14 protein-coding genes are annotated in these 14,572 nt (G+C 44.9%); 10 read left to right on the top strand and 4 right to left on the bottom strand.

Annotated features, from left to right (window positions below; all coding sequences use genetic code 11):
• The first annotated feature begins 7 nt into the window (after positions 1-7).
• A complete protein-coding gene (gene rsgA / locus NSS82_RS18810; RefSeq protein WP_076144727.1) occupies positions 8-1,099 on the top strand; it encodes a ribosome small subunit-dependent GTPase A in 1,092 nt (363 codons plus the stop codon).
• Between the two features lie 103 nt (positions 1,100-1,202).
• Here rsgA and NSS82_RS18805 read toward each other — a convergent pair whose 3' ends face one another.
• Positions 1,203-1,829: an FMN-dependent NADH-azoreductase gene (locus NSS82_RS18805; protein WP_038571605.1), complete on the bottom strand. Its 627-nt coding sequence runs from the start codon at positions 1,827-1,829 to the stop codon at positions 1,203-1,205.
• Between the two features lie 213 nt (positions 1,830-2,042).
• Between NSS82_RS18805 and NSS82_RS18800 the strand changes: the two genes are divergently transcribed.
• Positions 2,043-2,180 carry a hypothetical protein gene (locus NSS82_RS18800; protein ID WP_170914292.1) on the top strand — a complete coding sequence of 46 codons (138 nt, stop codon included), beginning with the start codon at positions 2,043-2,045 and terminating at the stop codon, positions 2,178-2,180.
• A gap of 1,301 nt (positions 2,181-3,481) precedes the next feature.
• Here NSS82_RS18800 and NSS82_RS18795 read toward each other — a convergent pair.
• A complete protein-coding gene (locus NSS82_RS18795) occupies positions 3,482-3,721 on the bottom strand; it encodes a hypothetical protein (RefSeq protein ID WP_036687997.1) in 240 nt (79 codons plus the stop codon).
• Positions 3,722-3,863: 142 nt separating this feature from the next.
• Here NSS82_RS18795 and NSS82_RS18790 point away from each other — a divergent pair, with 142 nt between their 5' ends.
• Positions 3,864-4,553, top strand: a complete 690-nt coding sequence (locus NSS82_RS18790; protein WP_076273298.1) for a hypothetical protein — start codon at positions 3,864-3,866, stop codon at positions 4,551-4,553.
• Here the strand turns inward: NSS82_RS18790 and NSS82_RS18785 are convergent.
• Positions 4,540-6,243: an alpha-amylase family glycosyl hydrolase gene (locus NSS82_RS18785; protein WP_076273297.1), complete on the bottom strand. Its 1,704-nt coding sequence runs from the start codon at positions 6,241-6,243 to the stop codon at positions 4,540-4,542. The two genes, NSS82_RS18790 and NSS82_RS18785, sit on opposite strands and share 14 nt — an antisense overlap.
• 271 nt (positions 6,244-6,514) lie before the next feature.
• Between NSS82_RS18785 and NSS82_RS18780 the strand changes: the two genes are divergently transcribed.
• The 7 genes from NSS82_RS18780 (at position 6,515) to NSS82_RS18750 (ending at position 13,712) form a co-directional block, all read left to right on the top strand.
• Positions 6,515-7,537: an ABC transporter substrate-binding protein gene (locus NSS82_RS18780; RefSeq protein ID WP_076213466.1), complete on the top strand. Its 1,023-nt coding sequence runs from the start codon at positions 6,515-6,517 to the stop codon at positions 7,535-7,537.
• Positions 7,538-7,587: 50 nt separating this feature from the next.
• A complete protein-coding gene (locus tag NSS82_RS18775) occupies positions 7,588-8,364 on the top strand; it encodes an ABC transporter ATP-binding protein (RefSeq protein WP_076142119.1) in 777 nt (258 codons plus the stop codon).
• Entirely contained in the window at positions 8,364-9,200 is an 837-nt protein-coding gene (locus NSS82_RS18770) for an ABC transporter permease (protein ID WP_076273296.1), read from the top strand. The genes NSS82_RS18775 and NSS82_RS18770 overlap by 1 nt, the downstream gene beginning before the upstream one ends.
• Before the next feature lie 93 nt (positions 9,201-9,293).
• Complete coding sequence (locus tag NSS82_RS18765) at positions 9,294-10,280, top strand: aromatic acid exporter family protein (protein WP_036687757.1); 987 nt, start codon at positions 9,294-9,296, stop codon at positions 10,278-10,280.
• A gap of 164 nt (positions 10,281-10,444) precedes the next feature.
• The gene (locus tag NSS82_RS18760) at positions 10,445-11,467 is read left to right on the top strand and encodes an HD-GYP domain-containing protein (protein ID WP_051491532.1); all 1,023 of its coding nucleotides are present in this window, start codon (positions 10,445-10,447) and stop codon (positions 11,465-11,467) included.
• A gap of 226 nt (positions 11,468-11,693) precedes the next feature.
• The gene (locus NSS82_RS18755) at positions 11,694-12,251 is read left to right on the top strand and encodes an outer spore coat protein CotE (RefSeq protein ID WP_036687755.1); all 558 of its coding nucleotides are present in this window, start codon (positions 11,694-11,696) and stop codon (positions 12,249-12,251) included.
• 150 nt (positions 12,252-12,401) lie between these two features.
• Positions 12,402-13,712 carry a putative amidoligase domain-containing protein gene (locus tag NSS82_RS18750; RefSeq protein WP_178944254.1) on the top strand — a complete coding sequence of 437 codons (1,311 nt, stop codon included), beginning with the start codon at positions 12,402-12,404 and terminating at the stop codon, positions 13,710-13,712.
• A 13-nt stretch (positions 13,713-13,725) separates the two neighbouring features.
• Here the strand turns inward: NSS82_RS18750 and NSS82_RS18745 are convergent, their stop codons facing one another.
• Positions 13,726-14,523 carry a GNAT family N-acetyltransferase gene (locus NSS82_RS18745; protein ID WP_076273294.1) on the bottom strand — a complete coding sequence of 266 codons (798 nt, stop codon included), beginning with the start codon at positions 14,521-14,523 and terminating at the stop codon, positions 13,726-13,728.
• Positions 14,524-14,572: the final 49 nt, after the last annotated feature.

Below are 14,572 nucleotides of genomic sequence, written 5' to 3'. Positions count from 1 at the left end.
GAAATGAATGAATAGCATAAAGCAATATGGTTGGAATGAAAACTGGAGTACAAAATGGAATGAAAAGTGGAGTCATGCAGAGGATAAACAATTTATACCCGGGAGAATCGTTGGTGATTTCGGCAGTAAGTACAAAGTGTTAACTGATGTAGGAGAGACGTGGGGAGAGCTTGCCGGGAAGCTGAGACACACATTTGTAGCCTCGGGTGATTTTCCTGCCATTGGAGACTGGGTAGCATTAGCAATGCAAGATGGCGGCGAGCATGGAATTATACATGGCGTATTGCCCCGGCAGAGTGTGATCTCACGCAAGGTCGCAGGAAATACACAAGATGAGCAAATTGTTGCCTCCAATGTAGACACGTTATTTCTGGTCAGCGCGTTGAATGATGACTTTAATGTTCGCCGGATGGAGAGATATCTGATCATGGCTTGGAATAGTGGGGCAAATCCAGTTATTCTACTCACTAAAGCGGATCTTTGTCCGGATGCAGACAGTAAAATCGCTGAAATGGAGAGCGCGGCTCCCGGAGTATCAGTACATGCTGTTAGTGCAATACAAGATGAAGGGCGCGAGAAGCTGCTGCCTTACATTGGTGAGGGTCAAACAGTAGCTCTAACGGGCTCCTCCGGTTGTGGGAAGTCGACAATGGTCAACTGGCTATGCGGGAAGAACCTTCAGATTACTCAGGATGTTAGAGAAGGGGATAGCCGCGGACGTCATACTACTACCCACCGTGAACTGTTTGTTTTGCCGGATGGGGGGATTATCGTAGATACACCGGGGATGCGGGAGCTGCAGCTCTGGGAAGATGAAGGTGGTCTTGATCTAGCCTTTAGTGATATCAGCGGCCTAGCTACTAAGTGCCGGTTTAGTAACTGTAGTCATGAACGCGAAGAGGGCTGTGCTGTACTTGAAGCAGTCCAAACAGGTGAACTGGAAGAGAAGAGACTATTCAACTACCGAAAAACACAACGAGAAGTATTGTACCAAAATAATAAAGAAGCCAAGCTTAAGAGAAAAAGCGCAGCTTCCACTAAAGTGAGTTCATCCAGAACCAGAGGATACGGATGGCGTAAAGAGCTGGATGAATATTAAAAAGAATTGATATAACGGCATAGACATTGGAAAAGGACGCCCCTTAGCTTTTGACAGCTAAGGGGCGCCCTTAATTATTGAATTGAATCTAAACGGTTATGGTTTAGAAGGATGCAGCAGTTTCCTTAGCCAGTTGCAATCCGTTTTCAATGATTTCAGCGGATTGTGCTGGAAGTTGGTTGTGGCCTTCGATGATTACTTGTGTAATATCTTTAATTCCCCACAGGTTAAGGTTACCAACGATGAAGTTTACTGCCATTTCAGCACTTGCTGCAGGACCTTCAGAGTAGATACCGCCTCTTGCATTCAGAACGATTGCTTTTTTACCTGTCAAAAGACCAACTGGACCTTCAGCAGTGTAAGAGAATGTTTTACCAGCTTGGCAAAGGTAATCTACATAAGTGTGCAATACAGCAGGTACAGTCATGTTCCACAGTGGGAAACCGAATACTACCTTATCTGCAGCGATGAACTGGTTAAGATATTTATTAACGATAGCGGCACCAGCTGCTTCTTCAGGTGTTGCTTCGTATCCTTGAGCGGCTTTATACATACCAGTGATCAGGGTATTGTCGTAGTATGGAAGTTGCTCTGCGAACAGATCAAGCTCAGTGATTTCATCTTCTGGGTTGTTGAGCTTGTAGCTCTCCAAGAATTCATTGTAAAGCTTAACACTTACGGATTGTTCTGCTGGACGGTTGTTTGCTTTAATAAATAGAACTTTAGACATTATGATTTCTCCCTTGCATGTGTGTATTTAATATTAACTATATTTAATATAGCATGTAATCTTTTGTTTGTAAATTATTTTTTTGTCATTGAAATTTGTTTATGCTCAAGGAGTTTGAAAAAATGAAAACAAGGTTAATAGGTGATACAAGAGAAACAGGAAATAATTTCCTGTCTCTATAAGTTCCAGAATGATCTAAAAGGAGCGATTGACATGTCCATCGATCGGTTTATCATTAAAAAATTGGACAGCTGTCACGAAGAGCATACGCGTCAGAATTTAGTGAAGCTATTTAGACTTCGAATCCAAAAAGCTGAAAAAGCAGAGCAGAAGAATTACAAGATCAGCTGATAATTGCTTAGCTCTTCCTAATAGTAGATTTTTCGCTGAATGAGACAGAGTCCTTGGGTTAAAAAAGTCCGTAAATATAGCAGAGCAGTGATCCTCCCGTTAAGGGGGGATCACTGCTCTGCGTTTTTAGTCTTGGGCAGATTGTTTCAGCTTAGAATCAGCAAAGGAAGCTGACCGACCACAAACGTTACTTTGGCAAGTGACATTGTAGCGTCAGGTAACCCGCTACCTCTAATCTTCTGACAAATGCAAAGTCATTTGTCGAGTTACACACTAAGTGACCTTCCAAGTTATCCTCAGCGGCCAACGGACTCAGATGCCGTTATATGCGAAATTATGGGCATTAGAGCAGAGTTTCGGACTCCAGCGCAGCTATTTAGCTTTTTGAGGTCGTTAATTAGTGTTTTTCGTGCCAATAGTGACTCTGGGGTCCGATAGGATTCCAAATGAGCCAAAAAGCTGCGATTAAGGTCAACTGAGTCCGAAAGCATCCAACAATGAGTCCAATAGCAGTCAGCTATGTGACTAGTCAGTAAACAGCAATTCAATTTTGCTATATAGCAGTCCCAAGTCGAACCAAAGCAAACCATGCAGAACTCAAGCAGAACTCAAGCAGAACCAGACAGAACTAAGGTCGCATACTTTAATAGTAGAAGCTATGTATGTGTAAATGGTATCTAATACAAATGATGGCTCGGATTTAGATCAAGATGCTAGAGGGAGCTCCAAAATGGTCAAGAGTCCCAGCGGTTATTATAGTGTTAAGTGACAACTCCCTGGAATGTCATGTAACCCGCTATACATACATCTGCACCACCGAGTAATAAACATCCATCGCAGCCAACGGACTCAGATGACGTTATATGCGAAGTTATGGGCATTAGAGCAGAGTTTCGGACTCCAGCGCAGCTATTCAGCTTTTTGAGGTCGATAATTAGTGTTTTTCGTACCAATAGCGACTCTGGGGTCCAATAGGATTCCAAATGAGTCAAAAAGCTGCGATTAAGGTCTTCTGGGTCCGATAGCAGTCGGCTATGGGGATGGCCGGCAAGCAGCAATCTAAAATGTGCTATGAAATAGCACAAAGCAGTACAAAATAGCACCAAGCAGAACCAAGGTCGCTGATTTTGATAGTAGAAGCTATGTATGCGCAAATGGTATCTAAATCAAACGGAGTGTCATTTTGGATCAAGTTTAGCTTCAGAAAGAAAACGAGTCTAAGCTGCAATTCTTAGTTGCTTAGGACGCTCTTTATTAGAAGCTTAGGACTGCAATGTTGTGACAAAAAAACTACCCCTCCATTAATAGAGGGATAGCGCCAATGAATCATTTTCACTGTAACTGTGCAATATAGCTTCAGAGCCTTTAATTTCGATACTAATCAGAGAATTGAGGCATTTCTGGAGGGCACTTTTGCCCTTTTGAATTTTGAGCTCCAGCGTACTGTTAAGTAATCTAAGTACTTTTTGAGTGGGCTGTTTATTTTCTGTTGTGAAATACACAGGTACAAGTTTGTTCTGAAATGTGATGAGCATTCTCATTTTGAAATCACCTCGCTACAAGTATTTCATGTTAATGATCATACCCCTTGTTTCTTAATTTTACCTTAAAATTAGCTTATGATAACATAAAGATTGCTAGTTTAATATACATTTATATGTAATACAGGAAGGATACAATAATGTGAATGAGAAAGAACGAACGGATTTAACGGATTTAACGGATTTAACGGAATTTTTATTTCCAGATCGGGTAACCGACCAAGTAGTATTAAATGAATTGTTAAATACTGCGCCTACAGCAGAAAGGATAGGTAGATTCAAATATAGAGAGAAGGAGAAAACTAAAGATCTGTGTTTGCAAATACATAAGGATAAAATACTAGCCTACTGCAATAATACACCGGACTCTCCTCCGTGTGTGCTGAAGAGCAGAGATGAAACAGAGAGCTTTTGTCTCGAGTTGTTCGAATGTGAGAGAGCGATGGAGCCCTTTGCTCACGGGATTCCGGCGTTGCTAATGTCAAAAAAAAGGTTTGAGGAGCTGAAAAAAGGCTCGGATTCCTCTACGGTTCACAGACTCTCAGAGTGTTTAGCTGCAGAGACAGGGGATGACGTCCATTCCAACCATCTTGCACGAGTGATGAAATGCTTCGACGCAGAGGGAGAATTACGACTTTGCATTTCTAGTGATAATGGCTGGAAGTTTCAGTATGCTAGCTTCATAAGCGATCATTCAAGTGGCTGGTTGCTGCGAATGAGCAGCGATCCTTCCCAAGACTGGATTGTAGCTCTTCCTATATCGAAAGCACAATTATGTAGTTCAGTGGCAGAGTGGGTATTAGATTCCTCCTCTTTTCCTACTTCACAATAACCGTTGAATAGGGAGGAAGAGTAAGCTGATCTGAATTTAAGGTCACTTTGTCAGCAGTTGTCTTTTGGATCTTGGTGTAAGAGATACCTTCGACATTTGGATGAAGCGTAATGATTTGTTCATCTCCAGTTAGGTTATGAACAACGAGGACTTGATCCTTTGTTGTTATACGTTCGTAGGCCATTACCCCTACATTGCCAGAAGTGTAGTCTCGAATTCCGCCATCACGGAGCGCAGGGACTTCGTTTCTTAACGCAATGAGTTCGCGGTATCTTTTAAGCAGTGAGCTGCTGTCGTTAGTCTGGCTTTCGACATTAATGCTAACATCATCAGCGTTATTGCTGCCGACCTCCCAAGTAGTCTGCCCCTCACCCTGATCCGCTGTCATCCATCTCATGGGCTCACGAATTCCTTCATCTGGTTTTACACCAAGCATTCCTATTTCTTCACCATAATAAATAAAAGGATTTCCAGGCAAGGTTAACAGCAGGGCTGCTGCCATTTTTGCATGATCCAGATTGCCGTCTAATTGACTCATGACTCTGTTTTGATCATGATTTGTCAAAAAAATCGCATCGGTAAAATGGCTCTCAGATATTTTGGAGTACAGATTATACGTACGTTCCAGCGTAAAGGCAGTCCCGCTGTCTTTTTCAGTTTTCACGGAATTAATAAGAGTCTCTGCTAAACCAAAGTTAAAGCTGGAGTCAAAGGCTTGATCCAAATAAGCCCCTACGGTGACTGCAGAATTCTCCCATACTTCACCAACAATATAAGCTTGAGGATTCACTTCATTCATCGCTTTGCGGAAATCCTGCCACCAAAATACATTTTTATGGGTTGTGGCTTGGCTTTTGTCGGTTAGAAGGTCTTCGTAAATATGTTTAGCAGCGTCTAAACGGAATCCATCAACCCCTTGTTCCAGCCAAAACTTGCCGATATCCTTCATTTCATTATGAACTTCCGTATGATCAAAATTTAGATCAGGCATGCCTTCCCAAAAGCCACCTAGATAATGACTACCCAGTAAAGAGTGCCATGCATTGCCACTACCAGCGGCACTGGCTCCATTCGCAGGACGTCCTTGATCTTCAGCCCATATGTACCAGTCGCGATATTTGCTGTCCTTATTTTTAGCGGAATCTACGAACCAAGGATGTTCTTTGGAGGTGTGATTCACGACCAAATCCATAATTACTTTAATCCCACGTTTATGCGCCTCCATAACGAGCTCCTGTAAATCCTCAATCGTCCCATAATCTGGATTGATTGCACGATAATCAGTCACATCGTAACCATGATAGCTTGGTGAAGGGTTGATAGGCATAAGCCAAATCCCTCCGATCCCTAGATCGTCTGTGGTGTCAGGATTTCCGTCATTTAAGTAATCTAATTTTTTGGTAATCCCTTTGAGGTCACCGATGCCATCCCCGTCAGAGTCATAGAATGAACGAACAAAAATCTCATAATAAACCGTTGAGGGTTGTTCGTCAGTAGTTATCGTTTTTGCAGCGGGAGGTGTTGTAGTATCCTGAACAGTATTTGCTTTTGGCGATGGAAAAGGGGAGGCAGAGGAAGAAATATTGTTATTATTTCCTGAACACCCGGAGAGCAGAAAGGCAGTTAAGCTAAGACCCAAAAGTCCGTTTATTGTGTGTTTTTTGGTGATAGGTGTTGCTCGTTTATCCATATAAAATAACCCCTTCTGCTGCAATTTTCCTATAAAGGAAATGGTAAGCGCTTTAATTCTTATAGTACTGTAATCAAATCCTCAGGTAAAACGTTTGCACAGATATAAAAACAGCAAATCCAGTGATATTTATCCATAAATTCAATAAAAACTGCTGATATCATGGATATTCTTTTAATTCCCCACGATATTCGGGATTTTAACCTTTCAGTAGGCATGTGCATATGCTTTAAGCAAGGGCGAAGGACCCGGTAAGAAAGGAGAATGAAGAATGAAGATTCGGAAAAAGCTGTCATTGTCGCTCATGATCATTACTTTATGCTTTTCAGTACTTGCCGGTTGCGGCGGAAAGTCAGAGACGGTAAAGGTGAAGATTGGGGAGGTTACCCGCTCTGTCTTTTATGCACCCGAGTATGTTGCCTTGACTCAAGGTTTCTTCAAAGATGAAGGGCTGGATGTAGAGCTGCAGACGATTCCCGGTGGTGATAAAACGATGACTGCATTGCTCTCAGGAGCTATTGATGTGGCGTTGGTTGGTTCAGAAACCTCCATTTACGTGTATCAGCAGGGCTCGGATGATCCGGTCATTAATTTTGCACAGCTGACTCAAAGGGATGGAACATTCCTGTTCGCCCGGAAGGCTGATGGAGATTTTAATTGGGATAAAGTGAAGGGCTCTACCTTCCTTGGTCAAAGAAAAGGCGGAATGCCACAAATGGCAGGCGCGTTTACTTTATCTAAAAAAGGAATTGATCCTGCGAAGGATATTACCTTGATCCAAAATATCGATTTTGCTAATATTGCCGGTGCATTTGCTTCAGGTACTGGTGATTATGTGCAGCTGTTTGAGCCGCAGGCCTCTATCTTCGAACGAGAAGACCGGGGAGCTGTAGTGGCATCGTTTGGGGTAGAGAGCGGTTATTTACCTTACACAGTATTTATGTCAAAGAACAGCTATATAAGCAAAAATGGGGACACCGTGCAAAAGTTCACTAATGCCATACAGCGTGCTCAGCTTTGGGTGAAGGAACATAGTCCTGAAGAAATTACGGATGCCATAATAACTTATTTTGATAAAACGGATCGTGACATTGTGATTTCTGCTGTAAAACGCTACAAGGAACAGGACACCTACGCCATTAATCCGATTGTTGATAATGAAGAATGGAATAATCTGCTGGATGTTATGGATAACGCAGGTGAACTTAAAGAACGTGTTCCAGCAGAAAAAATCGTGAACAATACTTTTGCTGAAAAAGCTGAAAAGACCATAAAGAGCAGTGGCTCTAAATAAGAGAGATAAGATCCTAAATGGATTTTGTTAACTATAAGGAGGGGATGACCTTGCTTCCAGTAGTGCAATTAAAGGGAGTAACGCATGCCTATCTCGGCGATCGGGAAGCTTCACTGGCCGTTGAGGATCTAAATCTTAATGTCGAGCAGGGAGAGTTCGTCAGCTTAGTAGGTCCAAGTGGCTGTGGCAAGACGACTCTCCTGTCGATTATTGCCGGACTGCTGCAGCCCTCTGAGGGTGAAGTATTCGTAAATGGCCAACCCATTCTAGGCCCTTCACCTGAGGTTGGATATATGCTGCAGCAGGATTATCTTTTTCCTTGGCGGAGTATTCTTGACAATGCCGTGCTTGGACTGGAGCTGACCGGAAGCTTAAACGAGGAAAGTCATAAACGGACTTTGGAGCTGCTGCGCGAGATGGGATTAGAAGGGAAAGAACAGGCCTATCCTTCTCAGCTATCCGGAGGGATGCGGCAACGGGTGGCTCTTGTACGAACATTAGCTACCAATCCAGGACTGCTGCTGCTAGACGAGCCGTTCTCGGCACTTGATTATCAGATCAAACTTCAGCTGGAGGATTTAGTCTCAGAGACCTTACGCAGCCGGGGAACCACGGCTATTTTGGTCACGCATGATCTGTCAGAAGCGATTGCGGTCAGCAGTAGGGTTATTTTATTGCAGCGAAATCCAGGGAAGATTCGTAAAGTTTTTCCTGTTCCGGAGCTAATCCGCTCAGCCCCACCGCTGTATGCGCGTGATCAGCCAGGGTTTGCGGAGCTTTTTCATGAAGTATGGACAGAGATGGAGATCGCAGGGAGGGAAAGCTAATGAAACGAACAGAGCAAGCGGGAGTTTTAGCTTCCCGTGAACTGTGGCTGCAGCAAATGCATGTGGATTTCAAAAAAAGAAAGCAGCGCCGGCGTAATCAGGTAATTGCTGTAAGAAGCAGTCTGTTGCTGCTGTTCTTTGTGTTGTGGGAAGCGGGAGCAAGAATGGGCTGGATTGATGAGTTATTGTTCAGCTACCCGACAAAAATCTTCAAGCAGATTTGGCAGGATATGATCAGTGGAAGCTTGTGGCCTCATTTGGGGATGACGGTAGGAGAGACTGCGGTAGGGTTTGTTCTGGGAACCTTGTTAGGAACGCTGCTGGCAGTGATTATTTGGTGGTCTCCGTTTTTATCAGCGGTGCTTGATCCGTTTATGGTTGTCTTTAACAGTATGCCGAAGGTGGCCTTGGGGCCGATTTTTATCGTAATGTTCGGGGCGGGTTTCACCGCTATCGTTGTAACAACCTTATCGATTACGGTGATCATTACTACACTTGTTGTTTACAATAGCTTTTGTAGTGTGGATCCTAATCTGGTGAAGGTGGTTCGTTCTTTTGGAGCTTCTAAAGTTCAGGTGTTTTTTAAAGTGATTCTTCCGGCATCTTTTCCAACGGTTGTCTCTACCCTAAAGGTGAATGTGGGTATGTCATGGGTCGGGGTTATCGTGGGAGAGTTTCTAGTAGCAAAATCCGGTCTTGGGTACCTGATCATATATGGATTCCAGGTGTTTAATTTCACGCTTGTGATGTCCAGTCTGCTGATTATCGCAGCCGTAGCAACGGCAATGTATCAACTGGTAGTGTATCTGGAGAAGCGCTTGTTATACCGGCGGTAAGTCTAATGTAACGTTGTGTCCATACACAAAATCTTGTAACATGTCTATATCTTTACCTATTAACGGTTAGTGCTTTTAAGGAGAGATAGGGTTATGGGATTTCGTGTGATTAAAACAGCTGCTGCGACGTTAATGTCCGTTCTTCTCGCGTCTGCAGTAGGCATACCCAATGCACAAAGTGCAGGGCTTTTAGCCATTTTGGGTGTGGAGGTTACCTTGAAAAGGAGTTTCCGGACGATAACGGCGCGTTTTTTGGCCTCGCTCGTGGGACTCTTTTTTGGGTGTATTTTATTTTGGATATTAGGATTTCATTACTGGGTGCTTGGACTATACGTTCTGGTTGGCTTTCCGATGATTGTGAAGTCTGGCTACAAGGAAGGGATTGTCACTAGCTCTGTTATTGTGTTTCGTGTTTTTGGACAAGCTGAGTTATCGCTTCATGTGTTGTTGCAGCAAGTAGAGCTTCTGGCCATAGGTCTCGGTTCAGCGGGGGTGGTTAACTTGATTTACATGCCACAGACCGGGGGAGTTATTTATGGAATCCGCAAGGAAGTGGATCGATACTTTTCAGTTATTTTTACTCAGATGGCCCGTACTTTGCGTGAACCTGCGTATATGTGGGATGGCAAAGAATTAATTGATGCGGATAATGCAGTGCAGCGGGGACTGACTGCCGCTACTCGTGAGATGGAGAATCATGTGATTCATCCTGATGAAGCTTGGAATGTCTATTTCTATATGCGTAAGGAGCAGCTGGAATCGATTCAAAGCATGATGCAGCTGATTTCTCAAGTATATCGCCATTTACCGCATGGAGAGATGGTAGCTGAATTGTTCGACCAGCTTAGCGGAGATGTTTTGGCTGAAGAATATACAGGCCGCACGGAACATTTGCTGGAAGAGCTTGAACAAGAATTTGAAAGCATGGATTTGCCGGAGACACGTGAGGAATTCGAAGTGCGATCAGCGATTCTGCAGCTTTGCAGAGAATTGGCACTTTATTTGAAAATTGCGAAACGCCATAAAATACCGGTCAGCTATAAGCCTGAGAAACGTTTGCTCACCCGGAAAAAAGCTTAAAATTAGGCTTTAATAAAGTGAAGTATTAACATTCGCCCCTGAAATCACGATAAAATATGTATGAACTAAAAGTTGATCTCCGAAAGGGATTAACAATTATAGGGTGAGTTCAAATTCAAGCAGGAAATTCATATACGAATTTTCCGCATTGGCAGGTGAGGCGTATGGACAAAGATATGGAATCATTTATCGGAAAACAACTTGTAGCTAACCTCTTTAATGACAAAGGAGTATTTGTTTTACCCGCATTGACTTTATTGAGTGCTGAACATATTAGATTAATTCGACAACATAAGATCACTCTGGAATCTCATGACGTCGTCCAGCTGGATAGCGCGGAATTTTTCCAGCTTGCAATTGATGATTGTACAGCTGCGATTGAGAATATTTTTGAACAGATTCGTCATAACAAAAATAAAAGAATTCCTATGCTGGAAGTTAGAAATGAAGTGATTCCGTTTATCCAGCAGGTAAGCGAAAAGAATGACTTCTACGGAGTATTGGCTGCTTTGCAGACCAAAGATGATTATACATACAGACATAATGTAGCCGTGGGCATAATATCTACCTTGCTAGGCAAATGGCTGAAGCTAAAGTCTGAGGATTTGAGCATGTTGACCATTGCAGCGACTCTTCATGATATCGGCAAAATGAGAATCCCGGATGACATATTAACCAAGCCCGGTCCATTATCCGACGAAGAGTTTCAGCTGATGAAAAAGCATACGACCTTTGGGTATGAGATGATCAGGGATACGGTAGGCACAAATCATACCCAAGCGCTAGTAGCCTTACAGCATCATGAAAGAATGGACGGCAGTGGTTATCCATTTGGTGTGCTTGGGAACCGGATTACTGATTTCAGTAAAATCGTTGCTGTGGCTGATGTGTTTCACGCGATGACCTCCGACCGTTTTTATCGCAAAGCGGCTCCTTTATACGAAGTATTACTGCAAATGGAGGAGAGTGTGTTCGGTAAGCTCGACCCTTATATTTGCAGAGTGTTTATTAATAAGTTAATGCAGTCAATGCTAGGGAACGAAGTGGAATTGACAGATGGGCGAAAAGGAAAAATTGTTATGATTCTTGCTACAGACCCTTTGCGGCCACTGGTGAATATTGATGAGGATTTTATTGACTTAAGCAAACATAGATCGCTTGGAATTGTGCGGGTAATCCCGCAATAGCTGGTGTTTTAAGGTTTTTTTAGGGGTCAGGAATGGCTCTGGAACAGGTTGGACCATTTTCGGAATCTACTCATATATGTACAAATTTTGAAATAAAATGAACTATGAGTCTCCTGAAAAAGCCTTCTTGAGGGCTTACTCAAATTTATTTATAGTCTAACAATCAACAAATGCCTAGAACCTGCATACACTTGATAGTGAATGATTGTATGGAGGAGGTTCAAAGATGTCATTAAGCCATAAACGTCAAACAAGGGAGATCATTACGAAGGCAATTTGCGGCAAAGGTCGTAAGTTCTCTACAGCAACCCATACCGTGACTCCGCCACATCATCCGACTAGTATTTTGGGGGCTTGGATTATCAACCACCAATACGAAGCGGTTGCCGCCGGGAACGGAATCGAAGTAATTGGTACTTATGATGTAAACATCTGGTACTCGTACGACAAGAACAAGCAGACCGAGGTAGCAAAGGAAACAGTCTCTTATGTGGAGCTCATCCCGCTTTCCTACCTGGACACGAGACACCGCACTTCAACAGTTGAGGTCTCTGCGGAGGCAACGCAGGAACCCAACTGTGTAGAAGCGGGCGTATCGCCAGGCGGAGGCAGTGTGACACTTCGCGTAGAGCGCGAATTCGAAGTGGAGTTGGTGGCTGAGACCAAAGTCCGTGTGTATGTCACTGAGCAAAGTGATGATCCAGAAGACAAGGATTATGATTTTGAAGGTGATAGCTTCGATTACGATGATCTGGACCCTGACAATCTGGATGATGAGCTGTAAGGAAGGATACGCCGCCGTTAACTGAGTATCAATGGGTTATGGTCCATTATATGTAGGGAGTGCGGCGGCGTAGAGGGCGAATGCCCTCCTTTTTTTTATTTATTTTTAGGATGAAAAAAGGTTCACGCTCGGATGGAGGCGCTAAAGAGTATGAATGAAGGTCTTAAGGTGTATTCAGAATTGTCTGTGGCAGAGAGAGAGTCTAGATTGCTTAGAAGCGGAGTTGAAGCAACGCTGACGCCATCTGTAAAACGTTTTGTCGATACATATGCTTCACACGCTACTGAGAAGGGGCACAGGCAGTGTTATAAGATATTGGTTTATCATTTGACTGTGCTCCACATCTCTTTGCTTGGAGCGGGTCTTGGAATGCGTGCGGCCACCGATAATTACAGCGAAGCTGTGAGCTTTGCTAATGCCGAGAGCAATACCACGGGAGGCCGAGTGCGGGGAGAGCTTCGCGGGGTGATGAAATTGCTCCAGCGGATTGCTGTCCGCACGCTGTACAGCTTGGGGCTGGATAGCGGTGAGGTACTGCTGAGGGCAATGGGGAACCGGAGGTATGTGGTGGAGGGAGTCACTCCACTAGTAAAGACCTCCGGGCAACGATTGCCCGAGCCTTATCGTTCCGCAGCGTTAGCGCTGGAACGAAAGCTGGCTCTGGAGCAGCCGGGCCGCAGCGGCTTGCTGATGGGTATGGACCCGGAGTTCATCATCCTCCGGGAATCCACCGGCCGCGTCGTGCCTGCGTCGCGGTACCTGCCCACGGACGGCGTCGCTGGCTGCGACGCCGGACCTCCGGGAACGCGCGGCGCGTTCCCGGTCGCCGAGCTGCGCCCTCAGCCGCGCGGGGAACCGCGCGCACTGCTGGCGCAGCTGATGTCCGCCGCGGCGCTGGCGGACCGGCTCATCGCCGACCGCTCGCTGCGCTGGCGGGCGGGAGGCATGCCGCTGACGGGCTGGGCCCTCGGCGGCCATCTGCACTTCAGCGGCGTGACGCTGACGGCGCCGCTGCTGCGCGCGCTCGATAACTATCTCGCGCTGCCCATGCTTCTGCTCGAAGACGTCCGCGCAGGGGCGCGTCGTCCCCGATACGGCGTGCTCGGCGATTTCCGGACTCAGCCGCATGGCGGCTTCGAGTACCGGACCTTGCCGAGCTTCCTGGTATCCCCGGTCATCGCTAAAGGCGCGGTCTATCTGGCTCATCTGATCGTGAGCCATTATGAGGACCTGACGCAACGCCCGCTAGACCGGGAAGACCTGCATATCGCCTACTACAGCGGCGATAAACCTCCGCTGCGCGCCGCAATCCCCCCATTGCTGGCGCAGCTGCGTTCCCTAGGCGGCTACGAGATTGCCGCCCCTTATATCGAGCCTTTATTCAAATATATTGCCGCTGAACGGACGTGGGATGAATCACGGGATATACGTGAGTTATGGTGCAGCAAAGTAAAAGTGTGATTTTACATTTGGTCTACATGTTAACGAGGGTCCATGAACCGATATCTTGAAAACCAAGTCGTTTATAAATAACTCCGGCATGCGGGTTGTCATAAAAGAGGCACAATGACTTTCCTTCATGGAGCAGGTCTGCACAAAGCTGTGCCATTACGCGCGAAGCAAGGCCTTGCTCTCTGAATGCTTGATGTGTGGCAACCCCTACAATCATCGCTGACATGGAATTTTCCGCTGAAGTTGAAGCGGTGACAATGACCTTATCTTCCCGTTCCATATAATACGTGCGGCCGGTGTTGCTTTCCAGCGTTTTACGCAGGCTGGTTCTAGAACCATTCCGGCTGCTTTCAAATTCTTCAATGGTATCCGTGAGTGCGCAAATCGCTTCCACATCCTGAACCGTAGCTTTTTTGACAGGCTCAGCTGAAGAGAAGGACTCACTTATTTTATTGTTCATTTCTTTTAATTCAGCAAAATACAGCTGTTTTACTTGTTTGAAATTAATTTGCCCATCAAAAGCCTTCACCACCTCTGAAGCTCCGGAGATCATATGTATATCATTATCCTTTCGGATAATCTCAGCGAACCCCTCGACATCAAAAGGGCCATCTGCATAAGGAAGGTAACTTCTATAGAAGCGCAGCAGAACGGCTTTTATCCGCCCGTCGGCTGGATCAAACTCTCCCCATAAATCCATGAAATCCTGCTCAAACCCAAAATTCTCCACATCGCCAATGATAAATAAATTAAGCGCCGGTTCTTTCCGTAGCAATGCCATCAGCAGCTTTTGATCATCCTTCGTTAGCTTTCGTATCATATTGTATTCTCCTTTGATTTTTATATGGGCTGACGCTCTGTGTTAAGAT

Source organism: Paenibacillus sp. FSL H7-0735, from assembly GCF_038008505.1.
GTDB classification, from domain to species: domain Bacteria; phylum Bacillota; class Bacilli; order Paenibacillales; family Paenibacillaceae; genus Paenibacillus_AQ; species Paenibacillus_AQ odorifer.
Note: the sequence above shows the minus strand (reverse complement) of the source record. Positions and strands in the feature narration are given on the sequence as shown.

Coding starts and splice junctions, on each gene's coding strand:
- NSS82_RS18765 (WP_036687757.1), top strand. CDS start 9,294: ATGGGATTTCGTGTGATTAAAACAGCTGCTGCGACGTTAATGTCCGTT.
- NSS82_RS18760 (WP_051491532.1), top strand. CDS start 10,445: ATGGACAAAGATATGGAATCATTTATCGGAAAACAACTTGTAGCTAAC.
- rsgA (WP_076144727.1), top strand. CDS start 8: ATGAATAGCATAAAGCAATATGGTTGGAATGAAAACTGGAGTACAAAA.
- NSS82_RS18755 (WP_036687755.1), top strand. CDS start 11,694: ATGTCATTAAGCCATAAACGTCAAACAAGGGAGATCATTACGAAGGCA.
- NSS82_RS18770 (WP_076273296.1), top strand. CDS start 8,364: ATGAAACGAACAGAGCAAGCGGGAGTTTTAGCTTCCCGTGAACTGTGG.
- NSS82_RS18800 (WP_170914292.1), top strand. CDS start 2,043: ATGTCCATCGATCGGTTTATCATTAAAAAATTGGACAGCTGTCACGAA.
- NSS82_RS18795 (WP_036687997.1), bottom strand. CDS start 3,721: ATGAGAATGCTCATCACATTTCAGAACAAACTTGTACCTGTGTATTTC.
- NSS82_RS18750 (WP_178944254.1), top strand. CDS start 12,402: ATGAATGAAGGTCTTAAGGTGTATTCAGAATTGTCTGTGGCAGAGAGA.
- NSS82_RS18805 (WP_038571605.1), bottom strand. CDS start 1,829: ATGTCTAAAGTTCTATTTATTAAAGCAAACAACCGTCCAGCAGAACAA.
- NSS82_RS18785 (WP_076273297.1), bottom strand. CDS start 6,243: ATGGATAAACGAGCAACACCTATCACCAAAAAACACACAATAAACGGA.
- NSS82_RS18745 (WP_076273294.1), bottom strand. CDS start 14,523: ATGATACGAAAGCTAACGAAGGATGATCAAAAGCTGCTGATGGCATTG.
- NSS82_RS18780 (WP_076213466.1), top strand. CDS start 6,515: ATGAAGATTCGGAAAAAGCTGTCATTGTCGCTCATGATCATTACTTTA.